Source organism: Bradyrhizobium sp. T-12, assembly GCF_058314695.1.
In genome coordinates this window covers 1713151-1737098 of sequence record NZ_CM177756.1, presented here as the reverse complement: position 1 = coordinate 1737098, position 23948 = coordinate 1713151, and the positions used below count along the sequence as shown (strand labels likewise).

Genomic DNA, 23948 nt, shown 5'->3' with positions numbered 1-23948 from the left:
ATGAATTTGCGTTTCTGGTTTTTCCCCACCCTGTTGTCGGCGGCGCTTGGCGCCGCGCCCTGCGCAATGGCGCAGACGCGCGTCGGCGAAGCCGTCGTGATCCAGAACGAGGTGGTGCGCGTCGCTGCGTCCACCACGCCGATCAATGTCGGCGACAGCATGCTGCGCGACGAGACCGTGCGCACCGGCGCCGACAGCGCGGCGCGCTTCGTGATGGCCGACAGCACCAATCTGTCGCTCGGCCCCAGCGCCACGCTGAAGCTCGACCGCACCGTCTTCAACGACGAACACAGCTATCGCGATGTCGCGATCCGCATGACCACGGGCGCATTCCGTTTCGTCACCGGACATTCCGAGAAGACCGCCTACAAGATCACGACGCCGCTTGCCACCATCGGCGTGCGCGGCACCACGCTCGACATCCTCTCGCAGCGCGGACGCTCCGTCGTCGTGCTTCAGGACGGCGCAGCCAGCGTCTGCACGACGAGCTTCCAGTGCGTGCAGCTCACCCAGCCTGGCGACACCGCAATCATCACCTCGAGCGGCGGCAAGGTCGGCATCACCAAATCCAACTCGCCGCCCTGGACCTTCGCCGCCAACTGCGCCGCGAGCGCCGGGCTTTGCGCCGTAAACCAATATGCCGACGCCTCGCCGACCATCACGCCCGCCGTCCATGACGACGGCATGCTGTGCGGGCGCTGACGATGGCGAAATTCAACTTTCGACTCTTCGCCCTCGCCGGCCTGCTGACCGTGGCCGCCGCGCTTGCGTTCGTCGCGCTCGATGTTCGCCCGGTTGCAGCTCAGGCTTCTTGCGAGATCGAATGTGGTGAGCCGACGCCTTACCCGACCTATTCTCCGTCCCCATCACCGACATCTTCGCCGTCGCCTTCTCCCTCTCCTTCGCCCAGCCCCTATCCCTCGCCGTCGCCGTCGCCGAGTCCATCTCCATCACCGACCTCGGCGCCGACGCCGACCGGTGCGGATTCCAGCGGCAATTCGATCGGCGGCCTCGCGGGCCAGCGCTTCAACCAGATGATCACCAACCGGGTGCTCGGAACGGTGTTGCTGGGCGTCAACGAGCAAGTCAATTGCAGCGATTGCATCAGCGCATTCGGCTCGGCCGGCTCGTTCTCGGCCGGCATCCACGGCCGCAAGGAATTGACCAACAATTTGTCGCTGCTCGCCGGCATCGCCTACACGCAATACAACGAGGGCGGCTACAAGATCACGAGCGCACCGATCGGCGCCTTCGCACTGCGTTACGACTTTACCGACTGGGGCTCGTCGCGTCCGTTCTTCGACGTCGGCACGATCCTGACGCCGTGGGAGAAGGCGCGCTACACCCGCAGCTACAACACCAGCCTCGGGCCGGTGAGCGTGACGAGCTCGACCAACGCCTCGAACTACGCGGTCTACGGCCGCGCCGGCTGGATGAGCCGCCTGTCGCCGCGCGACGAAGTCGCAGCCTCGATCGAGGTCTGGCAGCTCTGGCAGCGCGTGTCCGGCTACAGCGACAATGCGGTGGCATTCAATCCGTTCGACGCCACCATCGCTGATGGCACCGACCGCACCAGCCTGGTCAAGATCGGCGGCCAGTGGACACATCTGTTCGGTAGCAATTTCGAGACGAACATCAATGGCGGCTGGGTGCAGTCGTTTGCCAGCCGCAGCGGCATCGTGGCGACCGTGACCGGCCAGGGCGTGGTGGTGCCGACCATGGGCAACCAGGGCTGGTTCGAATATGGCGGCCGCCTCGGCTTCCGCGTGCAGAAGGGCTGGATCGTGGATCTCTTCGCCAACGGCACGCTGGGCCCGCAGCCGGTGGGCAACACCATCCACGGCGGCGTCGGGCTAAGGATAAATTACTAGCTGCGGGCGCAGTTTCGTAGGGTGCGCATAGGGAAAGCGTGCCCACCACCTCTCGATATTGGAGACAAAGGGTGGGCACGGCGCAAACGCGCCTTTGCCTACCCTACGGCATCCGCGCTGATGTCACGCCGCCGACTTGCCCTCGAACGCGCGGCGCAACGCATCGACATCCAGCTTCACCATCTTCATCATCGCCTGCATCGCGCGCGCGGCGGCCGCCTTGTCGGGGCTCGACAGGAATTCGAACATCACCTTCGGCACCACCTGCCAGGCCACGCCCCAGCGATCCCTGAGCCAGCCGCACTGCTCTGCCTTGCCGCCATCCGCGAGAAAGGCATTCCAGACGCTATCGACCTGGGCCTGGTCGTCGCAATGGATCATCAGCGAGATGGCGTGGGTATACTCCATCTTCATGCCGCCGTTGAGCGCGACCAGGGGCTGGCCGGCCACCGTGAACTCGACCACCAGCACCGAGCCCGTCTTGCCGGAGGGGCCGTCCGAAACGTTGCGCTGGACGTGCGTGATCTCGGAGTTCGGAACGAGCGAGGTATAGAACTTCGCGGCCTCTTCGGCATCGCCGTTGAACCACATGCAAGGCACGAGCTTGGACATCTCGAGTGCTCCTCTTCGAATGTTGGATATTTGCGGATTTCGATCAGGCGTCGGCCATGGCCGGCTGCGCGGGCGCGGCCGCCAGATCCATCCAGTTCACGCCCCACATGTGGCCGTCCGGATCCTCGAAGCTGCGGCCGTACATGAAGCTGTATTCGTCCTTCGGGCTGGGATCGGCCACCCCGCCCGCGGCCTCGGCCCTGCCGACGATCTCGTCGACGTCGCTGCGGCTGTCCGCCGACAGGCAGAGCAGCACCTGGTTCGAGGTTCTGGCATCCGCGATCGGCTTCGGCGTGAATTGACGGAATTTGTCGTGCGTCGTCAGCATGACGAAGATGGTCTCGGAAAAGGCCATGCAACTCGCCGTATCGTCGCAGAATTGCGGGTTCCTGACCGCGCCGACCGCCTCGTAGAACGCGGTGGCGCGCGCGAGGTCGGTCACCGGCAGGCTGACGAAGATCATCTTGGGCATCGGAGGCTCCTTGGGGCGGGTTCTGCCCAAGGACGGATGGCCCACAGGCCATCCGACACGGCCTCCGAATTTTTTTTTCGAGTCCCGGGGGACGATCGCGCCGCCCCCCGGGCCAGTCCTACTTCTTCTCGTTCGGGTCCCGGTGTACCGGATCGATCCACAGCACGGTCTCGGGCTTCTCGATTGGCTCGATGTCGAGGTTGATCGCCACGGCTTCGCCGTCGCTGCGCACCAGCACGCATTCCAGCACCTCGTCCGGGCTGGCGTTGATCTCCTGGTGCGGCACGTAGGGCGGGACGAAGATGAAATCGCCGGGGCCAGCCTCTGCCGTGAATTGCAGCTTCTCGCCCCAGCGCATCCGGGCCTTGCCCTTCACGACGTAGATGACGCTTTCGAGATGGCCGTGGTGGTGCGCGCCGGTCTTGGCATCGGGCTTGATGCTGACCGTGCCGGCCCACAATTTCTGCGCACCGACACGCGCGAAATTGATCGCGGCCGCACGATCCATGCCGGCCGTGGACGGCACGTTGGTATCGAGCTGGTTGCCGGGAATGACCCGCACGCCGTCATGTTTCCAGCGATCGTCATGACCGTGGTCATGGTGAGAATACGAATGGTCATGGCCGGTCATGGGACTTGCTTTCTGTTGGTTCCGTGCGCGGCAAACTAACCCGAAGCCGCGCCCGTGAGCCATACCAAAATTGGAACCCTCATAGCCCCGGGACGTTGACTACACGACCAGATGAAAAGGAGAGTTTCATGGGCAGCACCAGCGACAAGATCAAGGGCAACGCGAACGAAGCAATCGGCAAGGCCAAGCAGGGCGTCGGTGAAGCCACCGGTTCCGAGCGCTTGAAGGGCGAAGGTGTCGTTCAGGAAGTGAAGGGCAAGGGCCAGCAGGCCATGGGCGATGCCAAGGACGCCGCAAAGGATGCGATCGATCGCGCCGCGGCCTCCGCAAAGCGCGCGACGGAATGACGCGCAAAGGAGCTGAATGCGAAAAGACCGGCCGAAAGGCCGGTCTTTTTGTTTGTCCAGTCATTCCAGGGCGGCTCGAAGAGCCGAACCCGGAACGACAGCTGCGCCGTCATTTCACCGCGAGCAATTCCACGTCGAACATCAGCGTCGCGTTCGGCGGAATAACGCCGCCGGCGCCGCGCGCGCCGTAGCCGAGCTGCGGCGGAATGATCAGCGTGCGCTTGCCGCCGACCTTCATGGAGGCAACGCCCTCATCCCATCCGGCGATGACGCGGCCCTTGCCGATCGGGAATTCGAACGGCTCCTTGCGATCGACGGAGCTGTCGAATTTCTTGCCCTTCTGGCCGTTCTCATAGAGCCAGCCAGTGTAGTGCATCACGCAGATCTGGCCGGGCTGCGGCGAGGCACCGGTGCCGACGGTGGAGTCGATGATCTGCAAGCCTGAAGCTGTGGTCATGGTCTTTCCTGCGGTCTGGGCCGAGGCCGTGGTGGAAACGAAATGCGACACGCCTGCGATCACGGTGATCGCGAGCGCCGACATCAGGGTGAGGAGCGCGCGCTGGAAACGCTGCATAAAGACACCTTCCGTTTGTGGCGGAAGGTGTCTAGCGCAACGCGGTTGGGGTTTCCACCCCTCACACCTCGATATTTTCCAGCCGGACCGGGAGCTTGCGGATGCGCTGGCCGGTGGCGTGGTAAATCGCATTGCAGATCGCCGCATTGGTGCCGACATTGGCGAGCTCGCCGACGCCCTTTGCGCCGACGGGATTGATGCGGTCATCCTGCTCGGACAGCAAGATGACCTCGACGTCGGCCACATCGGCATTCACGGGCACTAGGTAGTCGGCAAGATTGTCGTTGACGTAGCGGGCATTGCGCTCGTCGATCTCGGTGGCCTCCAGCAGCGCCGACGACATGCCCCAGATCAGTCCGCCCATCAGCTGGCTGCGCGCGGTGCGCGGGTTCATGATGCGGCCTGCAGCGAAGGCGCCGACCAGGCGGGGGCAGCGGATCTCGTGCGTGAAGCGGTTGACGCGCACCTCGACGAACTCCGCTCCGAACGCATAGGCGATCTGATCCTTCATTTGGTGTCCGCCCACGAGCCGCACCTGCCCGCTATGCATGGCGCGGAAGGAATCCAGCGGCGCGCCTTCCGGCTTCCACTCGCCATATTCCTCGACGACGCCGACCCCGAGCGCGTCGAACGCCTTCTCCAGGTCGAGCGGCCGATCGCCCTTTGCTGCCTGCGTGGCCGGCGTCTGGCCGAGGCCGACGGTCTCCTTGGCCTTGTCCGTCAGGCTTTGGCCCGGCATCGCCGCCTTGAACAGGCGCTGCCGGATCTGATCGCACACCATCGTCACCGCCGAGCAGGTGCTGGCCGTGGAGTTCGAGCCTCCGGCAACGGGCGCCGGCGGCAGATCGCTATCCCCGATGAAGACGGCGACCTTCTCCAGCGGCACGCCGAGCCTTTCGGCCGCAGTCTGCGCAATGACGGTATAGGCACCTGTCCCGATCTCGTGGCCGGCGATCTCGACGCGGGTACGGCCGTCGCGCTGCAGCCGGACGCGTGCTGCAGCGGGGCCCATCTGCGTCGGATAGCAGGTTGCGGCACAGCCATAGCCGATCAGCCAGTCCCCGTCCGACATCGATTTCGGCTGCGGCGAGCGCTGCGTCCAGCCGAACGCCTTGGCGGCCTCGTCGAAACAGGCCATCAGCGAGCGCGAGGTGTAGGGCTTGCCACCGATAGGCTCGTTGGTGGTGTCGTTCATACGTCGAAGCTCGACCGGATCCATGTTCAGCTTGACCGCGAGCTCGTCCATTGCGCTTTCCAGCGCAAACAGATACGGCACCTCCGGTGGCGAGCGCATGAAGCCGGGCGTGTTGCGGTCGGCCCGCACGATGGAGACGAGGCTGTCGACATTCGGACAGGCATAGAGCCGCGTCGTCGTCTTGGTGCCGCCGACGCAATAGGCATCGGGCCGAGAGGACACTTCGGCGCCCTCATGTCTGAGCGCGACCAGCTTGCCGTCGCGGCGCGCACCGAGCTTGATCTCGTGGCGGGTCTCTGCACGGTGGGTGGTGATGGTAAAGCCCTGGTCGCGGGTCGGGACCAGCTTGACCGGCCGGTTCAGCCGCCTGGCAATACCGGCGATGATGGCGGTACGCGGCGTCATGGAGCCGCGCGAGCCGAAGCCGCCACCGACATAGGGGTTGACCACGCGCACCTTGTCGGCGTCGATGCCGAGCTGTTCGGCGACCCCATATTTCAGGCCGTAGACGAACTGGCTCGGCTCGTAGATGACGAGCTCGTCGCCCATCCAGGCGCAGCTTGTCGAAAACAGCTCCATCGGATTGTGATGCTGCGCCGGCGTCTCATAGGAAGCGGTCAGCTTGACCTCCGCCTCGTCGAACGCCTTGGCGAAATCGCCGACCTTCGGGTCTTCCTTGAACTGGGCATTCTGCCCCTTCGCAGACGCACTGGTCGTTCCCGGGGAGTCGAAGGTCGCGCTTGGCGTGGCGGCCGTGTAGCTGACCTTGACGCGGTTGGCGGCCTCACGGGCCGCCTCGTAGGTTTCGGCAACGACCACCGCAATGATCTGGCCGTCATGGGCGATCTCGGCGGATTTCAGCGGCTGGATCGTCGTGCCCGCATAGCCGCCATTGCTGAAGAGCTTGGAGTCCTTCAGCTTCGGTGCGTTCTCGTGGGTGACGATATCGATCACGCCGCGGACGCGCCTGGAGTCATCGAGATCGAAGCTGTCGATCCGTCCCTTGGCGATGGCGCTGGTGACGAGAAACGCATAGGCGGGGTCGGCGAGCGGCATGTCGGACGCATAGGTCGCTCGTCCCGTCACTTTTACGACCCCATCATAGCGCGGCACCGGCTGGCCCATGTTCGTCTTCGGCTCGGGAGCAGCAACGGTCATGATCAGATCTCCATCGTTACGGCTTGCTGGAGCGCGCGTGCCACGACGCGCTTGCCGAGCTCAATCTTGAAGCTGTTGTGCTGCCGCCCCTTGGCGTCCGCGAAGGCGGCATCGGCAACACGCTGCGCCAGGCCGTCGTCGAATCTCTGTCCTTTCAACAGCGCCTCCGCCTCACGCGCCCGCCAGGGCACGGTGGCGACGCCGCCGAGCGCAACGCGCGCGTCCCTGATCATGCCGTCCTGCACGTCGAGCGCGACCGCCGCCGAGGAGAGCGCAAACTCGTAGGACTGCCGGTCGCGCGCCTTGAGATACACCGAACGGGGCCAGCGTCCGGAAATGGAGAACGCCGAGATCAGCTCACCCGGTTGAAGACTGGTCTCGATGTCGGGTGTGCTACCGGGCGCCTTGTGCAGCTGCGCAAATGGCAGGCTGCGGACGCCGGATTTTTCGGTGATTTCGACGGTTGCATCCAGCGCGATCAGGGCCTGCGCGAAATCGCCGGGATAGGTCGCGATGCACTGGTCGGAGACGCCGAGCACCGCGTGCATGCGGTTGACGCCGTCCATGGCGGCACAGCCGGAGCCGGGATTGCGCTTGTTGCAATTCTCATAGGACACATCGCGGAAATAGCTGCAGCGCGTTCGCTGCATCACGTTGCCGCCGAGCGTCGCCATGTTGCGCAACTGGGCGCTGGCGGCGAGCTTCAGGGAATTGGCGATCACCGGGTAATTGCGCTGGATCTCGTCGTGCGCGGCAACATCCGACATCTTCGCGAGCGCGCCGAGACGCAGGCCGTCGCCCTTCGGCTCGATCGCCGACCAGCCGCGCGCGAGCGCATTGATGTCGACGATCGCGGCGGGCCGCATCACGTCGAGCTTCATCAGATCGATCAGCGTGGTGCCGCCGGCCAGCGGCTGCGCCTGGGCCTGGGTCAGCGGACTATTGGCGGCCGCAGCGGCGCTGAGCGCCTGCACGGCAGCGTTCGGGTCCGTTGCCCTTTGATACGTGAACGGTCGCATGCGCCTAGCCTTTCATGATCTCGGGCGCGGCCTGCTTCACGGCGGCGACGATGTTGGGATAGGCGGCGCAGCGGCAGATGTTTCCGCTCATATATTCGCGGATGTCGGCCTCGCTGCCCGCATGACCCTCCTTCACGCAGGCAATCGCGGACATGATCTGGCCGGGCGTGCAATAGCCGCACTGGAACGCGTCGTTGTCGATGAAGGCCTGCTGCATCGGATGCAGGCGATCGTCGGTGGCGAGGCTCTCGATCGTCGTGATCTCCTGCCCCTCGGCCGCGAGCGCGAGAGTCAGGCAGGACACCACCCGCCGATCGTCGATCAGCACCGTGCAGGCGCCGCATTGGCCGTGGTCGCAACCCTTCTTGCTGCCCGTGAGCTTGAGATGGTCGCGCAGCGCATCGAGCACCGTGGTGCGCGCGTCGATGTGCAGGCGCTTGTCCTTGCCATTGACCCGCAGCGTGACATCGACAGGGAGTGACGGGTCCTGTACCGCGGGGGCCCTGGCCTCCTCTGCGGCCGCGCGCGCCGTGATCGGGACGAGCGCACTGCCGGCCGCGCCGGCCATGAAGGCGCGCCGATCGAATGCTGATTGTTTGGAACTTGATATGTCGGACATCCAGGCCTCCGCCGCTGATCTCTCGAAGCAGCGCACGCCTGCACCGCTCATCGCCCCTTAACCTGAAGCAATGAGCTCCGTTCCGAACGGAAAAGGGCGATGCAGCAAATGCCGCATCGCCCTTCGTCAACTTTTCCTGATCTCGCGCGCGAGGAACTTGCGCTGGCGATCAATAACCCAATGCGCAGCCGTCCTTGCGCGGATCGGAACCGCCGGTCAGCGTACCCTTGTCCCAATCGATCCAGATCGCTTGCGCGCCACCGAGCGGGCCGACCACGCTGGCGGTCTTGTGGCCGAGCTTCTTCAGCCCTTCGACGATCGCGGCCGGCACGCCGTCCTCGAGCTGATACTGGCCCTCGTAGTGCAGGCCGCGCGGCATATCGATCGCCTCCTGCACGTCGCAGCCGTAATCGAGGATGTTGGTCAGCACGCGGGTCTGGCCGACCGGCTGGTACTGCCCGCCCATCACCGCGAACGGCATCACGGAGCGGCCGCCCTTGGTGAGCAGGCTCGGCATGATCGTGTGCAGCGGACGCTTGCCGCCTTCGATGCAGTTGGGATGCCCCGGCTGGATGCGGAAGCCGCCGGCACGGTTCTGGAACAGGACGCCGGTCTTGTTCGAGACGATCGCCGAGCCGAAGGAATGCGCGATCGAGTTGATGAAGGAGCAGACGTTGCGGTCCTTGTCGACGACGGTGATGTAGATCGTCGACGGGTTCATCGGCGGCGCGACATTAGGCAGATCGAGCATGCCGTCCATGCGGATCTTGGCGATGTGCTCGTCGCAGAACTCCTTGGCGAGGATCTTCGCGACCTCGACCTGCATGTGCTCGGGATCGGCGACATGCAGTTCGCGATGCATGTAGGCGATGCGCGCGGCTTCTGCCTCGAGATGGAAGCGCTCGACGCTGAGCGGAGCGAACTTCGTCAGGTCGAACCGCGACAGGATGTTGAGCATCAGCAGCATGGTGAGGCCGGGCCCGTTCGGCGGGCACTGCCAGACGTCGTAGCCCTTGTACATGGTGCCGATCGGCGTCGTCGTCTCGGTCGTGTGCGCGGCGAAATCGTCGAGCGTGTGCAGGCCGCCGATCCCGCGCAGCGTCTCGACCATGTCTTCGGCGATCGGGCCCTTATAGAAGGCATCGCGGCCATCCTTGGCGATCGCGCGCAGGGTCTTGCCGAGCTCGGCCTGGCGGATGACGTCACCGGCCACCGGCGGCTTGCCGCCCGGCAGCAGGTACCGCACCGTGTTGGTGCCGGCCTTCAGCTTCTCGAACTGGTTCTTCCAGTCGAACGCGATGCGGGGCGCGACGACGTAGCCTTCCTCCGCCGCCTTGATCGCGGGCTGGAGCAGCCGGTCGAAGCCGAACTTGCCGTGATCGCGCAAGACGGTGGCGAAGGCATCGACCACGCCGGGGATCGACACCGCATGCGCCGAGGTCAGCGGCACGGAGTTGATCTTGCGTTCGAGATACCAGTCGGCGTTTGCGGCCTTCGGTGCGCGGCCGGAGCCGTTATAGGCGATGATCTTGCCCTCGCCGCGCGGCTGGACCAGTGCGAAGCAGTCACCGCCGATGCCGGTCGATTGCGGCTCGATCACGCCGAGCACGGCCGAGCCGGCCACCGCCGCGTCCACCGCCGTGCCACCCTCGCGCAGCACCTCGATCGCCGCGAGCGAGGCCTGCGGGTGCGAGGTCGCAACCATCGCGTTGGTGGCGTGGACCGTGGACCGGCCGGGGAAATGGAAGTTTCTCATCGAATTTCTTGCTCTCTTGGCCGTGGGCGCAGGTGGCGCGCCATCTCGGAAAAACCGGGTCTACATGACACATTCCCGCCCGCAGGGGCAATGCTGGCATGCCAGTGAAATGGCTGCCATCCGCTGGGCGTATAGACCTTCGGGGCAGGCGGCTCATGCGGGTTTTCCAGGCCGCACGCGCCTGCTAAACGAGCCGCCATGTCTGATCCGAATTCGGTCACCAAGGTCGCCGCCTTCTACCAATTTGCCGCCCTCCCGGATTACCGCGAGCTGCGCCAGCCCCTGCGCGCGTTCTGCGACGGCCTCAAGCTGAAGGGCAGCGTGCTGCTGGCGCAGGAGGGCATCAACGGCACGCTCGCCGGTGCGCCGGGTGCGATCGACGCCCTCGCCCATGAGCTGGTGCACGGCGACATGTTCGGCGGCAGGCTGAACAATCTCGAATTGAAATTCTCGGCTGCCGAAGCGATGCCGTTCGGACGGCTCAAGGTGCGGCTGAAGAAGGAGATCGTCACGCTCGGCGATGCGGCTGCCGATCCGACCCGCCAGGTCGGCACCTATGTCGATGCAAGCGAATGGAACGCGTTGATCTCGGCGCCCGACACGCTGCTGCTCGACACCCGCAACGCCTTCGAGGTGGCGATGGGAACGTTCGAAGGCGCCGTCGACCCCGGCATCGGGAGCTTCGGCCAGTTCAAGGATTTCGCCGCCGAGCGGCTCGATCCGGCCAGGCATCGCAGGATCGCGATGTTCTGCACCGGGGGCATCCGCTGCGAGAAAGCGAGCGCGCATCTGCTCGCGCGCGGCTTTGCCGAGGTCTATCACCTCAAGGGCGGCATTCTCAAATATCTGGAAGAGGTGCCGGAGGCGCAGAGCCACTGGCGCGGCGAATGTTTCGTGTTCGACGAGCGTGTCGCGCTTGGCCATGGCTTGCGCGAACGGAACAAGGACGCAACGCGTGACGAATGACATCAAGACGCTGGGCGAGCGCATCGACACGCTGGAGACACGCATCGCCTATCAGGACGACACGATCGAGACGCTGAACCAGACCATCACGGCGCAGTGGAAGCAGATCGATCTGTTGACGCGGAAGATCGCGGAGCTCGGCGAGCGGCTGCAGGACGCCGAGGCCCATGCGCCGGGACCCGCCAACGAGCCTCCGCCGCATTATTGACCCGTCCTACTGGCCGGACGCCTTCGGCAGCAGGTTCATGAGCTCGCCGGACATCATCAAGCGGTCGCGGCCGGCGTCCTTGGCGGCGTAGAGCGCCCGGTCGGCCGCTTCAACCAGCGAGGCCACTCCGGCCGTGCGCTCCAGCGCCGGCCGGCAGGTCGCACCGCCGACCGAGACGGTGACGCATCCGGCTGCCTGATTGCTGCTATGAACGAGGCCGGCCTCGTGAATGGCCTGGCGGATCCGTTCGCCGACCTGGGCGCAGCCGGCGGCATCGGTGTTCGGCAGCAGCATGGCGAATTCCTCGCCGCCATAGCGCGCGGCCAGATCGCCGGCGCGCTGCGTCTCGGCGGCGATGATCTTCGCGACCAGGCGCAAGCAGGCATCGCCCGCGGGGTGACCGTATTCGTCGTTATAGGCCTTGAAGTGATCGACATCGATCATCAGCAAAGCGAGGCTGGAGCGGTCGCGATAGGCGCGCGCCCATTCTTCCTTCAACCGATCGTCGAAGCGGCGGCGATTGGCAAGCCCGGTGAGGCTGTCCTCGATCGCCAGCGTCTCGAGCCTGGTTTCCAGCTTCTTGTGCTCGGTGATGTCGCGGGAGATCGCGACCACGCCGTCGACGCGGCCATTGTCCTTGCGCGTCACCCGCATGGTCGATTCCAGCCAGACTTCGCCGTTCTGCCGGTGCGAGTTGCGGTAGATGAGGCGCGCCTCCTCCCGCTCGCCACGCTTCATGGCGTCGACGATGGCCTGGACCTCCGGCAGGTCCTCCGGATTGATGCCTGCCAGCGCCGGCGTGCCGATCAATTGATTGGCGCGCCAGCCGACGACGCGCACGGACGAGGGCGAGACATAGCGCAGCCGCTCGTCGAGCCCGATGCGGGTCACCATGTCGCTGGAGCCTTCGGCGAGCAGGCGGAAATGCGCCTCCTTCTCGACCAGGGCGGCGGCCATGCGCTGGCCGCGCTGCAGTTGCCGCACCAGCACGGCGCCGATGACCGCAATCAGCACCACCAGTGCCATGACGTAGAGCATGCGGGAGATTGCCGCGGCGCGCCAGGGCGCGAGCAGTTCCTCCTTGTCGAGCGTCGCCAGCAGGACCAGCGGATAGCGGCCAGAGCGCTTGAAGGAGCTGACGCGCTCGGCGCCGTCCAGCGGCGACTTGAAATGATAGGCGCCGCTCGGCCGCTGCAGGCTGGCGTCGCGGAAGAGCGGAGTGTCGGCGACGCTGCGGCCGACGAACTTATCGTTGCTGGGATTGCGCGCGATGATCAATCCGTCGCCATGCACCAGCGTCGCGGAGCTGTTGCGGCCGATCTCGAACTGCTCGTAGAAGTGCGCGAGATATCCGGAGTTGATGGTCGCGAGCACCACGCCGCCGAAGCTGCCGTCCGGCTTGTTGAAGCGGCGCGACAGCGTGACCACCCATTGGCCCTCGAGGAGGCTCTTCACGGGATGGCCGACATAGGGCTCCCGTTTCGGCGAGAGCTGATGATGGCGGAAGAACGCATCGTCGCTGAGCGTCGAGCCGGTCGTGCCCGGCGAGGTCAGCCAATTGCCTTGGTCGTCGATGATGGCGAGGCTGTGGATGCGCGGGACGGCCTTCTTGCGCGCCTCCAGGACGTTGCCGAGCTTGGCGATGGTGGTGGGACCGGTACCATCCATCTCGAGGCGGCTGACGACGCCGACGACGCCGGAATCGAGGAGATCGAGGCTGTCTTCCGCATGCTGGGTCAGCGAGCGGGCGACGTTCGCCATCTCGGTCTCGGCACCCCTGAGCACCGCATCGCGCGCCGCCCATTCGCGCCAGCCGCTGACGCCGAGGATGGCCACGCAGGTCAGCACGACGAACGCCGCCGCGCGCAGCGGCAGGCGGCTCCATCCAGCTCGTTGGTTAGCAGCGCTCATGCGGCAGAGGTCTCCGATGTTTCGGAACCTCTGCCGCTTCTGTTAGTGAACTCTGAAGTCGCCACCGGGATACCCGGTAATCTGGCCCGGTTCCAGTAGTCCTACGGAGGCCGCAATCGGCGCATTGCTAACAGGATATTAGCAAGCCGATCGGAATCCGGCGTGCCTGCCCGCTAGCTGAAGATCGCCTTGACCTTGTCCCAGAGCGAGGGACTGTCGGCCTCCGCGTCGGCCTTTGAGGGCGTCGGCTGCGCCGCGCTCACGGGATCAGACGCTGGGAAGGTATCCTTCAGCCCGGCGTCGAGCTTGGACTGCCGGTCGGCAGCGAGCGCTTCGTGCAGATCGTCAGCGTGCTTGTCATGCGGCGCGGGATTGAATGTCTCAGCCATGATCTTCCTCCATTGGCTGGTCAACGCGGCCCTGTTGCGCTGGTTCCCCTGTTCCGCTGGGGGCCGAGCCGGTGTATCAGGGGCCATCACCCTGTTCAGGACCGTTCGTGCCCCAATCTGCAAAAATGCCCTTCATCGACGTGCTCTCCGGCCAGCGCCAGAGCATCCCGCCCATGTGGATGATGCGGCAGGCCGGCCGCTATCTGCCGGAATACCGCGAGGTGCGCGCCAAGGCCGGCGGCTTCCTCGATCTCTGCTTCAACCCGGAGCTGGCGGCCGAGGTGACGCTGCAGCCGATCCGCAGGTTCGGCTTCGACGCAGCGATCATCTTCTCGGACATTCTGGTGATCCCCTATGCGCTCGGGCGCTCGGTCCGGTTCGAGGTCGGCGAGGGCCCGCGGCTGGAGCCGCTGGATGATCCCGCCAAGGTCGCAACGCTGGCGCCGCGCGCCGATCTCGGCAAGCTCGCGCCGGTGTTCGAGGCGCTCAAGCTCGTGCGCAGCGCGCTCGACCCCAAGACCGCGCTGATCGGCTTCTGCGGCGCGCCGTGGACGGTCGCGACCTACATGGTCGCCGGCCAGGGCACGCCCGACCAGGGGCCGGCACGGATGATGGCCTACCGGCATCCGGAGGCATTTGCTGAGATCATCGACGTGCTGGTCGAGAGCTCGATCGAGTATCTGCTCGCGCAACTCGCAGCCGGCGCCAATGCCCTGCAGATCTTCGACACCTGGGCCGGCGTGCTGCCGCCGGCCGAATTCGCGCGTTGGTCGGTCGAGCCGACGCGGCGCATCGTCGAGGGCGTGCGGGCCAAGATGCCCGATGCCAAGATCATCGGCTTCCCCCGCGGCGCCGGTGCGCTGCTGCCGGGTTACGTCGAGGCGACCGGCGTCAATGCGGTCAGCATCGACTGGACCGCGGAGCCTTCCTTCATCCGTGAGCGCGTGCAGAGCAAGGTCGCGGTGCAAGGCAATCTCGATCCGCTGGTGCTGATCACGGGCGGCGCCGCGCTCGATCGCGCGGTCGACGACGTGCTGGCCAATTTTGCGCCAGGGCGCTTCATCTTCAATCTCGGCCACGGCATCCAGCCGGAGACGCCGATCGCCCATGTCGAGCAGATGATCAAGCGCGTGCGGGGCTAGCTCCGCCCCGCCCCCGAGGGGGCGGACTTAAAAACGCGAAAACAACCCCATGCACAGTAGACAAGTCGTTGAAAAGGCTGGGCTGCCATGATGCGACTTGGACGCGCTTTTGACGCGGGGGCAAACAGGCGCGGCGTTTCGCAGCGAGGCCTAGCGCGGCCGGCTGCGCTCGATGATCTCGGCGGCGCCCTTGGCCAGCAGATCGAGACCCACCGCACGGCCGAGCTCGCGCGGGCGATTGGCCGGGCCTTGGCGCGAAGCCTCGATGATGGTGTTGCCGGAGAGGTCGAGCACGGATGCGGTGAGCGACATCTGATCGCCTGATATGGTCGAGAAGCCCGCCACCGGCGAATTGCAGTGGCCGTTCAGCACCCACAACACCTCGCGCTCGGCATCCGCGCTGGCGTGCGCGGCGGGATCGTCGATCGATGACAGGATTTGTCGCGTCTGCCAGTCCTGCGCCGCGCATTCGACGGCGACGATGCCCTGCCCCGCGGCGGGCAGCATCTCCGCGGCCGTGAATTCGTAGGTGAGGCGATGAGAAAGGCCGACACGATCGAGTCCGGAACGCGCCATGATCAGTGCATCTGCCGGTCCGACCTCACCGCCGTCAGGCAGCCGCTGCTTCGTCTGATTGTCGAGCTTTCGCACGCGCGTGTCGGCGGCACCGCGGAAATGAATGATCTCCGCTTCTGGAAATAACCGTCGGGCATACGCCGCCCGCCGCACGGCGTTGGTGCCGATCTTGAATCCCTTGCCACCGAATTGGCGGAAGGCATCGAGCGAAACTCCGTCGCGCAGCACCAGCGCGTCACTGGACGGATCGCGCGACAGCGTGGCACCGATGACGAGGCCCGGCGTGTCCTCGTTGCCCGGCATGTCCTTCAGCGAGTGCATCGCCGCCTGCAATTCGCCCGAGAGCACGGCGGCCCGGATCTGCGCCACGAAGGCGCCGCCCTTGCCGCCATGCGGCAGCAGCTTGCTGATCTGGTCGGTATCGCCCGTGGTGTCGAACTTGACGATCTCGACGTCGAGACCGGGCACGGCGGCGGTCAGGCGGCGCGCGATCTCTTCCGTCTGTGCCAGCGCCATCGCGCTCTTGCGTGTGCCGATCTTCAATCGCGTAGCCAAGTCCTGTCCTTTCGAGAGGCGTTCGTTTTGAGCATGATCTTATCGGAAAACCGGTCCCCACTTTGCGCTAACGCGGCCCTCCGGGTCCGGATCATGCTCTACCGCGCATCCTCCAATATCATGTCGGAGGCCTTTTCGGCGATCATGATGATCGGCGCGTTGGTGTTTCCCGACACGAGGTCCGGCATGATCGAGCCGTCGACGACCCGGATGCCTTCGAGCCCCCTCACCTTCAACCGCTGATCGACCACCGCGAGCGCGTCGTTGCCCATACGACAGGTCGAGGTCGGATGGTAGATGGTGCTGCCGCGCTCGCGGCAATAATCCAGAATTTCGGCATCCGTGGATACCTTCGTGCCGGGATCGTATTCGCTGACCACGAACGGCTTCAGGGCCGGCGCATTCAGGATCCTGCGCAGGATCTTGATGCCCTCGACATTGGTGGTGCGGTCGGTCTCGGTCGACATGTAGTTGATGCGGATTTCCGGCGGCGCCGCAGGGTCGGCACTCCGGATGCGCAGGGAACCGCGACTCTCGGGGCGGAGCTGGCACACCGAGGCCGTAAAACCGGAGAAGTCGTGCAGTTTCTCGCCCATCTTGTCGGTCGAGAACGGCAGGAAGTGCACCTGGATGTCGGGCGAGGCGAGGCGCGGATTGGTCTTGAAGAACGCGCCCGCGGTGCCGGCCGCGATCGTCAGCCACCCCTTCCGGAACAGCGCATAGCGCGCGCCGGCGAGTGTGCGGCGGAGCGGATGGTTGACCGTGTCGTTCAGCGTGATCTTCTGCGAGCAGCGCATGACGATGCGGACCTGCATGTGGTCCTGGAGATCGTGGCCGACGCCCGGCGCGTCCAGCACGACGTCGATGCCGAGCTTGCGCAGGAGATCGGCGGGACCGACGCCGGAGAGCTGGAGCAGCTGCGGCGAATTGTAGGCGCCGCTCGACAGCACGATCTCTCTTCGCACGCGGGCGCGACGGATTTGCGCGCCTTGCCGATATTCGACGCCAACGGCGCGGCGGCCCTCGAACAGCACGCGCTGGCCGAGCGCCTCGGTCTCAATCCTGAGATTGCCGCGTGCCTTGGCGGGGCCGAGATAAGCGACCGAGGTCGAGGCGCGGCGGCCGTTGCGCGTCGTGGTCTGGAACAGGCCGACGCCTTCCTGCGTGGCACCGTTGAAGTCAGGGTTATAGGGCAGACCGGTCTCGACCGCGGCGTCGATGAAGGCTTTCGACAGCGGGTCAGTCACCACCATGTTGGAGACCGGCAGCGGACCGCCCGTGCCGTGATACTGATCGGCGCCGCGCGACTGGTTCTCGGCTTTCTTGAAGTAGGGCAGCACGTCGTCATAGCCCCAGCCGGTATTGCCGAGCTGGCGCCAGCGATCGTAATCCTCGTGCTGGCCGCGGACATAGAGCAGACCGTTGATCGAGCTCGAGCCGCCCAGCGTCTTGCCGCGCGGCTGGAACACCTGGCGGCCCTTCAGCTCCGGCTCGGGCTCGGTCTGGTACATCCAGTTGACGGTCTTCTCCTTGAAGAGCTTGCCGTAGCCGAGCGGCACATGGATCCAGATGTTGGAATCCTTCGGCCCGGCCTCGAGCAGCAGCACGCTGTGCTTGCCGTTCGCGGAAAGCCGGTTGACGAGCACGCAGCCGGCGGAGCCTGCGCCGACGATGATGTAATCGAACTCAGGGTCGGACGGCGTGAGGGAGGAGTTTGCGTTCATGCGCTACGGTTCTTCTTGTTGTGTGGGCGTTTCCATTTCGTCACTAGCACGATCATGGCTTGGCGCGCAGCGCCTCGACCAGCGACTTGAACGCACGGGCATATTCCGCGCCCGCCCTTGCGATATCGGCCCGGCCGGCGCAGGCGACGGCGGCTTCGGTCACCGCGCCGAGCAGCAGCCGCGCCAGTGGCTCGACCGGCTGCTTTGCAATGAGACCGGCCTCCATCGCCGCCGCCAGCGCGCGCGGCATCTTGCCGCCAAAGTGTCTTGCGTCGATCTCGCGCCAGCGCTCCCAGCCGAGCACCGCCGGGCCGTCGCGCAAAATGATCTGGCCGGTCGGTCCCTTCGCGGTGGCGGCGAAGTAATGCTGGGTGCCGGCGACCATCGCGGCCAGCACATCCTTCTCCGCGCGCGCGGCACCGTCGATCTCGACGACGAGGTCGCGTGAGACCTCGTCGAACACGGCTTCGAACACCGCCTCCTTGGTCTTGAAGTGATGATAGACCGCGCCCTTGGCGATGCGGGCTGCCTCAGCGATCTCGTCCATGGTGGTAGCGGCAAAGCCTTGCGTCCCGAACAGGCGGCGTGCCGCCGTCAGGATCGCCTCCGATGTCGCCGCCCGCCGTTCCGCCTGCTTGGCCATGGGTCTCGTCTAATCCAATCATAGGCGGGCCGCCAGTTGACTTTTCGACCATCGGTCGGTATTTACCGACCATCAGTCGGTTTTATCACAGGATGCATCATGCCGAGCCGTGACATCGTCGAAGCTTTTGCCAAGCGCCTGGAGGACGGAGATTTCGTCGGCGCGATCGAGCACTTTTATACGCCCGACGCCGCGACCTACGAGAACAACGCCGCCCCGACCGTCGGGCGGGAAAATTTGGTCGCGAAGGAGCGCGGCGTGCTGGCCGCGACCAAGGAGGTCAAGGCCGTTCGCGTCGGACCGAGCCTGATCGAGGGAGACCATGTCGCGACCCGCTGGACCTTCAGCTTCACGAATGCCGAAGGCGTCACACGAACGCTGGACGAGATCGCATGGCAGACCTGGCGCGGCGACAAGCTGATCGAGGAGCGGTTCTACTACGATCCGAAGCAGCTGGGGCGCTGAGCAGGATCGGACCTACCGGTACACCAGGACCACGACCATGCCGACCAGAGGCGCAAGAAACCGAACGGCCTGCCACCGAGATCCGTCGATCGACCAGCGTCCGTAGACGATGGTGCCGCAATGCTGGGAGGGCGAGCCCGGTTGATCCCGAAACGCCTTCCAGCGCGCCTCGGCAGGCCCGAGAAAATCTTCCGGCTTGACCGTCATGTCGGCGCTGTTCAGCACCACCTGCATCATCTCGCCTTTCGGCTGGAACATGGCTTCGGCCCCGGGTGGCGCGAAAAAGCTGCGCTTCGGAGCGATGTGCCGCTCATGGAAATCCCGACCGACCGTGACGGCCGCGGCATATGGACTTACGAACGGCACGCCCGAGATGCCGGGAACGACGAGATGGCCCACCCCACGCACCTCCTGCCAGGGAATGAAGAGACCCTTGAGCCACGGCCTATGAAACCGGATGCCCGCGGCAGACATCGAGACGACTGCCCGATCCGCATAGAGGTGCCGGTAAGCTGAGAACAGGATCCATCCGAAACCCAGATAGAGCAACATCCAGCCGAAGACGTTCAGCGATGGATTGACGAGGTGGCTCCAGTAGAGACCGCGCATGACGCCGACATAGCTGGAGCGGCCATTTGGTCCACCGACCAACACGCTGATGAAACCGATCAGGCCGGAAACGACGATCAGGACAAGGACGCCGATCAACAATTCAAGAAGCAATGGCAGGCCGGACCGTCCGATCAGCGTCGTCAGTGCATAGGCTGCGAACGCCAGACCCAGGAGAGCAAGATAGACGGCGGCCAAAACCGCTCCGCTCTGGGCGCGGCTCTCGGCGTGGAGGGCAATCGCAAGCCCGGCGACGCAGGCCCACATGGCCCAGGGAAGGCGGTCCATCCGCCATTTATCCATCGTGTATTCGACCGTCGCCGAAACATCGGCGGAAGGCTCGCTCATGGCCAGGCCCTCGGGATCGCAAATGCATCCGTTGCCGACGCGGCGCACGGGAGCCTCGTCGATGCACGAAACGTATCACGCCGAAAAGCGGCGGCGTACTGGATGCCCCGCTTTCGCGGAGCATGACAGCGGGAATTGGCGCCACCATTCCCCTCCCATCCCGCATTTGTATCGATTTGTTATCGATACCCTCGCTTGAACACGCAGAAGTGGTCACGCCGCCAGCCGCAAACGGGGATAATTCATAGTTCGTCAAAGGTTTGCAGCGAATTCTCCGGACCGAGCTGGACGAACGCCCCCTTGTGCTAGGCTCTGGAATGCGGACTCAACTGACCACCTATTTCGCGCGGCTGTTTGCCGGCGATCTGTCGGCGTTCGGCGGTCCCGTGACGGACGAAGCCGTGGCCGGCCATATCCGTGCCGAACAGATGGCGCTGGTGCTCGGCTATTCGGTCGGCATCATGCTCGCCAATGCCTGCAACGCCCTCGTGCTCGCCATCGCGCTGTGGCAGTCGCCCGACAGGATACCCGCCCTGGTCTGGGCCGCCGCCGTGGCCAGCGCCGCGATCGCGTTCGGTCTGCAATCCCGCGCCGCGCGCCGCATCACCAAGCCGCAATTCGTCTCCCGCCGCACCATGCACCGCCTGGTGCGCAATGCCTTCGTCCTCGGTGCCGCCTGGGGCATCGTCCCCGTCGCCTTCTTCACCGATGCTTCGACCGGCGGCCAGCTCGTCATCACCTGCCTGTGCTCGGGCATGCTGGCCGGCGGTGCGCTCGCCTTTGCCACCATCCCGATCGCGGCCATCGCCTTCACGGCCCCGATCTTCGTCGGGATCGCCATCTGCCTCGGCAGGAACGGCGATCTGGCCTTTCTCCTGATCGCCTTCCTCGTCGTGGTCTATGGCAGCGTGCTGATCCGCGGCGTGTTCGTCAATTCGTTCTCGTTCGCGCGGCGCGTCACGCAGCAGATCGAGGCGGAGCGCACGGTGCGCCTTGATCCCCTGACCCACCTGCCCAACCGCGTCGCCTTCAACGAGACGCTCGAGGCTGCGCTGAAGCGACTGGCGCTCTCCGGCGAGGAGTTTGCGGTGCTCCTGCTCGATCTCGATCGCTTCAAGGAGGTCAATGACAAGTTCGGCCATCCCGCCGGCGACGAATTCCTGGTCCAGGTCGCAAGCCGCCTGCAACGCTGCACCCGCGCCGCCGAGCATGTCGCGCGCATCGGCGGCGACGAATTCGCGCTGGTGATGGCCAATCTGGCGCGCCCCGAAGATGCCCTCGAGATCGCCGAACGCTTCGTCGCGGCCTTCGAGGAGCCGTTCCGCATCGAGGGCCGCCAGGTCGTGGGCGCAACCAGCGTCGGCATCGTGCTGGCGCCGCGCGACGGCACCACGCCGCTCGACATCATGAAGAATGCCGATGCAGCGCTCTACCGCGCCAAGAAGGCTGGCCCCGGCACGATCCGCTTCTTCGAGGAAGCCGACGACAGGGTGTCACGCGATCGCAAGGCACTGCAATCGGACCTCGAGGGCGCGATCGCGCGAAACGAGCTGTTCCTCGTCTTCCAGCCGTTCCTCGATCTCGACCAAAGCCGGATCACCGGCTTCGAGGCGCTGCTGCGCTGGCAACATCCCGAGCGCGGACTGGTGCCGCCGAGCGAATTCATCCCGATCGCGGAAGAGACGGGACTGATCCACGAGATCGGCGAATGGGTCATCCGCCGCGCCTGCGCGACGGTTGCCAAATGGCCTGACGAGATCAGGGTCGCCGTGAACTTCTCCGCGGCGCAGTTTCACAACGCCGGCATCCTCCAGATCATCGTGCAGGCGCTCAGCGACGCCAAGATCGCCCCGCACCGGCTCGAGATCGAGATCACGGAATCGATGCTGCTGTCGAAATACGGCTCGGCCGAGCCCGTGCTGAACGCGCTGCTGCAGCTCGGCGTCACCGTGGCGCTCGACGATTTCGGGACTGGCTTCTCCTCCCTCACCTATTTGCGCAAGCTTCCGTTCAGCCGCATCAAGGTCGACCAGTCCTTCATCCGCGACATGCTGGTGCAGCCCGACTGCGCGGCCATCGTGAAGTCGGTGGTCTCGCTTGCGCGCGACCTCGACATCGGCGTGGTCGCCGAGGGCGTCGAGACCGCCGACCAGCTCGAATATCTCAGGCAGATCAATTGCGACGAGGTTCAGGGCTATTTGATCAGCCGCCCGGTGTCGGCGGACGGCGTGCTGGCGCTGCTGGAGACCAAGAAGTATCGAGCGACGTTCGCGGCGTAGGTTTTCCCGCACGGCCATCCTTTGGGACGAAGTAGCCCGGATGGAGCGAAGCGCAATCCGGGACAGCGCGCGACGGAGCAAGACCGCCCCCGGATTTCGCTTCGCTCCATCCGGGCTACGATCCTTCCTACCTCATATCGCATCCGCCCGCAGCAGCGTATCCACGGTGATGGTGCCCCGCGCACGGGAGACGCAGGCGCAGATCTTCTGGTTGCTCTCTTTCTGATGGTCGCTGAAGAAGACGTCGCGATGGTCGATCTCGCCGTCGACCTCGACCACGTCGATCGCGCACAGGCCGCATTCGCCGCGCTTGCAGTCGTACATCACGTCGTGACCGCCGGCATTGAGCACATCCAGCATCGAGCGCTCGCGCGGGATCTCCAGCTCCACATTGGAGCCCTTCAGGCGCACACGGAACGTTTCGGTCGGGAGCGCGCCGCTGGAGCCAAAGGTCTCGTAGCGGAGATCGGGCAGCGCATGGCCGGCACCGATCCAGGAATGGCGCGCGGCATCGAGCATGCGCATCGGGCCGCAGAACAGCGCGAGCGCGCTTTTGGGCACCGAGGCGAACAGCGCGTCGAGATCGAGCCGCTTGCCTTCGTCGCCGGCATGAACGACCAGGCGATCGCCGAGCAGCGCTGCGAGGTCATCAAGATAGGCGGCCTCTGCCCGGGAGCGCACCGCATAATGCAGCGCGACGTCGGCGCCGCGGCGCGCCAGCGCCTGCGCGGCGCCGAGGATCGGCGTGATGCCGATGCCGCCGGCGATCAGGCAATAGCTTTCGCGCGACCAGTCCACGGCAAGGAGCGAGGCCGGCTGCGTGATGTCGAGCCGCGCGCCCGGCGCGAGCTGCCACATGTAGCGCGAACCGCCGCGGGAATCCTCGGCGCGGCGCACGGCGATCTTGAAGCCGGCCGGGGAGGCCTCGCCCACCAGCGAATAAGACCGCGTCTCCGGCAGGCCGTCGATGGTCACGCTGACGTTGATGTGGCTGCCGACCGGATAGGCGACGCCGTCATACTGATCCGGCCGGATCAGAAATTCGCGGATGCCGGGAGCGAGATCGCGCGTCGACACGAGCGTTGCCGGAGTCCAGGTTTCGATGAAGCGCATGGTGATGGCCCTCAGTCGGCTGCAGACTTGATCAGCGCGAGCGCCGGCAAGAGGTCCAGATGGGTCCGGTTGCGCAGCGCGAGCCGCAAGTTGCGCACGGCGAGCCGCGCGTGCTCGCGCATGATCGCCTCGGCGCGCGCGCCTTCGCGGTTCTCGATCGCGTCGATCACGACGCGATGGTGGTCCTGCCCGATGATCAGGATCTGCTGCGCCTCGGGCAGCGCGGATTGCGCCATCACGAAGCCGCTGGGCGAGGCAAACGGCAGAGCCGAGGCGCGGTCGATCTGGCGGATCAGCGGCGGACTGCGCGACAGTTCCGTGAGCAGGGCGTGGAAGCGCGCGTTCAGCGTGACGTAGGACGAGAAGGCTTCGATCGAGATCGGCACCTGGCGCAGCAATTCGTCGATCGCGGCCAGGCACTCCTTCAGGGGCTCGAGCTCGCGCGCGGAGACGCCGCGCTCGGCCGCAAAGCGCGCGGCGAGGCCTTCGAGCGTGCCGCGCAGCTCGATGGAGTCGGAGATGTCGCGCTCCGAAAACGCCTTCACCATGAAGCCGCCGGAGGGGATCGCCTCCAGGAGGCCCTCCTCCTCCAGCCGCACCAGCGCCATGCGCACCGGTGTGCGCGAGGCGCCGGTGGTCTCCACCGCCTGGAGTTCGGAGATGCGCTCGCCCGGACGCAAAGTGCCCGACAGGATCTGGTCGCGCAATGCGAGCTGCGCCTTCACGGTTTGCGAGACGGAACGGTCGACCTCACGCTCGGCCATGG

General features: G+C 65.5%; 24 protein-coding genes. 8 read left to right on the top strand and 16 right to left on the bottom strand.

Annotated features, from left to right (window positions below; genetic code table 11):
• Both AC0WRY_RS08270 and AC0WRY_RS08265 read left to right on the top strand, forming a co-directional pair.
• A complete protein-coding gene (locus AC0WRY_RS08270) occupies positions 1-702 on the top strand; it encodes a FecR family protein (protein ID WP_194406533.1) in 702 nt (233 codons plus the stop codon).
• 2 nt (positions 703-704) lie between these two features.
• Positions 705-1871, top strand: a complete 1167-nt coding sequence (locus tag AC0WRY_RS08265) for a hypothetical protein (protein WP_491122925.1) — start codon at positions 705-707, stop codon at positions 1869-1871.
• A 123-nt stretch (positions 1872-1994) separates the two neighbouring features.
• On the opposite strand, the gene AC0WRY_RS08260 is transcribed toward AC0WRY_RS08265, so the two are convergent.
• The 3 genes from AC0WRY_RS08260 to AC0WRY_RS08250 all read right to left on the bottom strand — a co-directional run bounded on the left by AC0WRY_RS08260 (position 1995) and on the right by AC0WRY_RS08250 (position 3586).
• Positions 1995-2483, bottom strand: a complete 489-nt coding sequence (locus AC0WRY_RS08260) for a VOC family protein (protein WP_194406531.1) — start codon at positions 2481-2483, stop codon at positions 1995-1997.
• 43 nt (positions 2484-2526) lie between these two features.
• The gene (locus tag AC0WRY_RS08255; protein WP_491122924.1) at positions 2527-2955 is read right to left on the bottom strand and encodes a VOC family protein; all 429 of its coding nucleotides are present in this window, start codon (positions 2953-2955) and stop codon (positions 2527-2529) included.
• A gap of 118 nt (positions 2956-3073) precedes the next feature.
• Positions 3074-3586 (bottom strand): cupin domain-containing protein, encoded by a 513-nt coding sequence (locus AC0WRY_RS08250; protein WP_491122923.1) that lies wholly within the window; start codon positions 3584-3586, stop codon positions 3074-3076.
• Positions 3587-3714: 128 nt separating this feature from the next.
• Here AC0WRY_RS08250 and AC0WRY_RS08245 point away from each other — a divergent pair, with 128 nt between their 5' ends.
• Positions 3715-3933 (top strand): CsbD family protein, encoded by a 219-nt coding sequence (locus AC0WRY_RS08245; RefSeq protein WP_491122922.1) that lies wholly within the window; start codon positions 3715-3717, stop codon positions 3931-3933.
• 109 nt (positions 3934-4042) lie between these two features.
• On the opposite strand, the gene AC0WRY_RS08240 is transcribed toward AC0WRY_RS08245, so the two are convergent.
• The 5 genes from AC0WRY_RS08240 to ggt form a co-directional block, all read right to left on the bottom strand.
• Positions 4043-4507: an FKBP-type peptidyl-prolyl cis-trans isomerase gene (locus AC0WRY_RS08240; RefSeq protein WP_018323238.1), complete on the bottom strand. Its 465-nt coding sequence runs from the start codon at positions 4505-4507 to the stop codon at positions 4043-4045.
• Positions 4508-4568: 61 nt separating this feature from the next.
• Positions 4569-6860: a xanthine dehydrogenase family protein molybdopterin-binding subunit gene (locus tag AC0WRY_RS08235; protein WP_491122921.1), complete on the bottom strand. Its 2292-nt coding sequence runs from the start codon at positions 6858-6860 to the stop codon at positions 4569-4571.
• 2 nt (positions 6861-6862) lie between these two features.
• On the bottom strand, positions 6863-7879 hold the full coding sequence (locus AC0WRY_RS08230) for an FAD binding domain-containing protein (RefSeq protein ID WP_194406526.1): 1017 nt from the start codon (positions 7877-7879) through the stop codon (positions 6863-6865).
• A 4-nt stretch (positions 7880-7883) separates the two neighbouring features.
• A complete protein-coding gene (locus AC0WRY_RS08225) occupies positions 7884-8447 on the bottom strand; it encodes a (2Fe-2S)-binding protein (RefSeq protein WP_285812643.1) in 564 nt (187 codons plus the stop codon).
• A 220-nt stretch (positions 8448-8667) separates the two neighbouring features.
• Complete coding sequence (gene ggt / locus AC0WRY_RS08220; RefSeq protein WP_491122920.1) at positions 8668-10254, bottom strand: gamma-glutamyltransferase; 1587 nt, start codon at positions 10252-10254, stop codon at positions 8668-8670.
• Between the two features lie 198 nt (positions 10255-10452).
• Between ggt and trhO the strand changes: the two genes are divergently transcribed.
• On the top strand, positions 10453-11220 hold the full coding sequence (gene trhO / locus AC0WRY_RS08215) for an oxygen-dependent tRNA uridine(34) hydroxylase TrhO (RefSeq protein WP_491122919.1): 768 nt from the start codon (positions 10453-10455) through the stop codon (positions 11218-11220).
• The gene (locus tag AC0WRY_RS08210; RefSeq protein ID WP_194406523.1) at positions 11210-11428 is read left to right on the top strand and encodes a SlyX family protein; all 219 of its coding nucleotides are present in this window, start codon (positions 11210-11212) and stop codon (positions 11426-11428) included. The genes trhO and AC0WRY_RS08210 overlap by 11 nt, the downstream gene beginning before the upstream one ends.
• Positions 11429-11434: 6 nt before the next feature.
• On the opposite strand, the gene AC0WRY_RS08205 is transcribed toward AC0WRY_RS08210, so the two are convergent.
• Together AC0WRY_RS08205 and AC0WRY_RS08200 are read right to left on the bottom strand one after the other, a co-directional pair.
• Positions 11435-13339, bottom strand: coding sequence for a sensor domain-containing diguanylate cyclase (locus tag AC0WRY_RS08205; RefSeq protein ID WP_491122918.1), 1905 nt, complete (start codon positions 13337-13339; stop codon positions 11435-11437).
• A 173-nt stretch (positions 13340-13512) separates the two neighbouring features.
• Positions 13513-13728: a hypothetical protein gene (locus AC0WRY_RS08200; RefSeq protein WP_194406521.1), complete on the bottom strand. Its 216-nt coding sequence runs from the start codon at positions 13726-13728 to the stop codon at positions 13513-13515.
• Between the two features lie 107 nt (positions 13729-13835).
• On the opposite strand from AC0WRY_RS08200, the gene hemE reads away from it, so the two are divergent.
• Entirely contained in the window at positions 13836-14870 is a 1035-nt protein-coding gene (gene hemE / locus AC0WRY_RS08195; RefSeq protein WP_491122917.1) for a uroporphyrinogen decarboxylase, read from the top strand.
• A gap of 150 nt (positions 14871-15020) precedes the next feature.
• On the opposite strand, the gene hemC is transcribed toward hemE, so the two are convergent.
• The 3 genes from hemC to AC0WRY_RS08180 form a co-directional block, all read right to left on the bottom strand.
• Positions 15021-16001 carry a hydroxymethylbilane synthase gene (gene hemC, locus AC0WRY_RS08190; protein ID WP_491122916.1) on the bottom strand — a complete coding sequence of 327 codons (981 nt, stop codon included), beginning with the start codon at positions 15999-16001 and terminating at the stop codon, positions 15021-15023.
• A 98-nt stretch (positions 16002-16099) separates the two neighbouring features.
• Positions 16100-17725, bottom strand: coding sequence for a GMC family oxidoreductase (locus AC0WRY_RS08185; RefSeq protein WP_491122915.1), 1626 nt, complete (start codon positions 17723-17725; stop codon positions 16100-16102).
• A 52-nt stretch (positions 17726-17777) separates the two neighbouring features.
• A complete protein-coding gene (locus AC0WRY_RS08180) occupies positions 17778-18368 on the bottom strand; it encodes a TetR/AcrR family transcriptional regulator (protein WP_194406517.1) in 591 nt (196 codons plus the stop codon).
• A gap of 99 nt (positions 18369-18467) precedes the next feature.
• Here AC0WRY_RS08180 and AC0WRY_RS08175 point away from each other — a divergent pair, with 99 nt between their 5' ends.
• Positions 18468-18833 carry a nuclear transport factor 2 family protein gene (locus AC0WRY_RS08175; protein WP_194406516.1) on the top strand — a complete coding sequence of 122 codons (366 nt, stop codon included), beginning with the start codon at positions 18468-18470 and terminating at the stop codon, positions 18831-18833.
• 12 nt (positions 18834-18845) lie between these two features.
• Here the strand turns inward: AC0WRY_RS08175 and AC0WRY_RS08170 are convergent, their stop codons facing one another.
• A complete protein-coding gene (locus AC0WRY_RS08170; protein WP_194406515.1) occupies positions 18846-19790 on the bottom strand; it encodes a hypothetical protein in 945 nt (314 codons plus the stop codon).
• Positions 19791-20107: 317 nt separating this feature from the next.
• On the opposite strand from AC0WRY_RS08170, the gene AC0WRY_RS08165 reads away from it, so the two are divergent.
• Positions 20108-22069, top strand: coding sequence for a putative bifunctional diguanylate cyclase/phosphodiesterase (locus AC0WRY_RS08165; RefSeq protein WP_194406514.1), 1962 nt, complete (start codon positions 20108-20110; stop codon positions 22067-22069).
• 132 nt (positions 22070-22201) lie between these two features.
• On the opposite strand, the gene AC0WRY_RS08160 is transcribed toward AC0WRY_RS08165, so the two are convergent.
• On the bottom strand, positions 22202-23182 hold the full coding sequence (locus AC0WRY_RS08160) for a PDR/VanB family oxidoreductase (protein ID WP_194406513.1): 981 nt from the start codon (positions 23180-23182) through the stop codon (positions 22202-22204).
• A gap of 11 nt (positions 23183-23193) precedes the next feature.
• A complete protein-coding gene (locus tag AC0WRY_RS08155; RefSeq protein WP_194406512.1) occupies positions 23194-23946 on the bottom strand; it encodes a GntR family transcriptional regulator in 753 nt (250 codons plus the stop codon).
• Positions 23947-23948 lie beyond the last annotated feature (2 nt).

What these genes read in the sequence shown, in the direction of transcription:
- AC0WRY_RS08270 (WP_194406533.1), top strand. Translation starts at nt 1, where the DNA reads ATGAATTTGCGTTTCTGGTTTTTCCCCACCCTGTTGTCGGCGGCGCTT.
- AC0WRY_RS08265 (WP_491122925.1), top strand. Translation starts at nt 705, where the DNA reads ATGGCGAAATTCAACTTTCGACTCTTCGCCCTCGCCGGCCTGCTGACC.
- AC0WRY_RS08260 (WP_194406531.1), bottom strand. Translation starts at nt 2,483, where the DNA reads ATGTCCAAGCTCGTGCCTTGCATGTGGTTCAACGGCGATGCCGAAGAG.
- AC0WRY_RS08255 (WP_491122924.1), bottom strand. Translation starts at nt 2,955, where the DNA reads ATGCCCAAGATGATCTTCGTCAGCCTGCCGGTGACCGACCTCGCGCGC.
- AC0WRY_RS08250 (WP_491122923.1), bottom strand. Translation starts at nt 3,586, where the DNA reads ATGACCGGCCATGACCATTCGTATTCTCACCATGACCACGGTCATGAC.
- AC0WRY_RS08245 (WP_491122922.1), top strand. Translation starts at nt 3,715, where the DNA reads ATGGGCAGCACCAGCGACAAGATCAAGGGCAACGCGAACGAAGCAATC.
- AC0WRY_RS08240 (WP_018323238.1), bottom strand. Translation starts at nt 4,507, where the DNA reads ATGCAGCGTTTCCAGCGCGCGCTCCTCACCCTGATGTCGGCGCTCGCG.
- AC0WRY_RS08235 (WP_491122921.1), bottom strand. Translation starts at nt 6,860, where the DNA reads ATGACCGTTGCTGCTCCCGAGCCGAAGACGAACATGGGCCAGCCGGTG.
- AC0WRY_RS08230 (WP_194406526.1), bottom strand. Translation starts at nt 7,879, where the DNA reads ATGCGACCGTTCACGTATCAAAGGGCAACGGACCCGAACGCTGCCGTG.
- AC0WRY_RS08225 (WP_285812643.1), bottom strand. Translation starts at nt 8,447, where the DNA reads ATGGCCGGCGCGGCCGGCAGTGCGCTCGTCCCGATCACGGCGCGCGCG.
- ggt (WP_491122920.1), bottom strand. Translation starts at nt 10,254, where the DNA reads ATGAGAAACTTCCATTTCCCCGGCCGGTCCACGGTCCACGCCACCAAC.
- trhO (WP_491122919.1), top strand. Translation starts at nt 10,453, where the DNA reads ATGTCTGATCCGAATTCGGTCACCAAGGTCGCCGCCTTCTACCAATTT.
- AC0WRY_RS08205 (WP_491122918.1), bottom strand. Translation starts at nt 13,339, where the DNA reads ATGAGCGCTGCTAACCAACGAGCTGGATGGAGCCGCCTGCCGCTGCGC.
- AC0WRY_RS08200 (WP_194406521.1), bottom strand. Translation starts at nt 13,728, where the DNA reads ATGGCTGAGACATTCAATCCCGCGCCGCATGACAAGCACGCTGACGAT.
- AC0WRY_RS08185 (WP_491122915.1), bottom strand. Translation starts at nt 17,725, where the DNA reads ATGAACGCAAACTCCTCCCTCACGCCGTCCGACCCTGAGTTCGATTAC.
- AC0WRY_RS08180 (WP_194406517.1), bottom strand. Translation starts at nt 18,368, where the DNA reads ATGGCCAAGCAGGCGGAACGGCGGGCGGCGACATCGGAGGCGATCCTG.
- AC0WRY_RS08175 (WP_194406516.1), top strand. Translation starts at nt 18,468, where the DNA reads ATGCCGAGCCGTGACATCGTCGAAGCTTTTGCCAAGCGCCTGGAGGAC.
- AC0WRY_RS08170 (WP_194406515.1), bottom strand. Translation starts at nt 19,790, where the DNA reads ATGAGCGAGCCTTCCGCCGATGTTTCGGCGACGGTCGAATACACGATG.
- AC0WRY_RS08165 (WP_194406514.1), top strand. Translation starts at nt 20,108, where the DNA reads ATGCGGACTCAACTGACCACCTATTTCGCGCGGCTGTTTGCCGGCGAT.
- AC0WRY_RS08160 (WP_194406513.1), bottom strand. Translation starts at nt 23,182, where the DNA reads ATGCGCTTCATCGAAACCTGGACTCCGGCAACGCTCGTGTCGACGCGC.
- AC0WRY_RS08155 (WP_194406512.1), bottom strand. Translation starts at nt 23,946, where the DNA reads ATGGCCGAGCGTGAGGTCGACCGTTCCGTCTCGCAAACCGTGAAGGCG.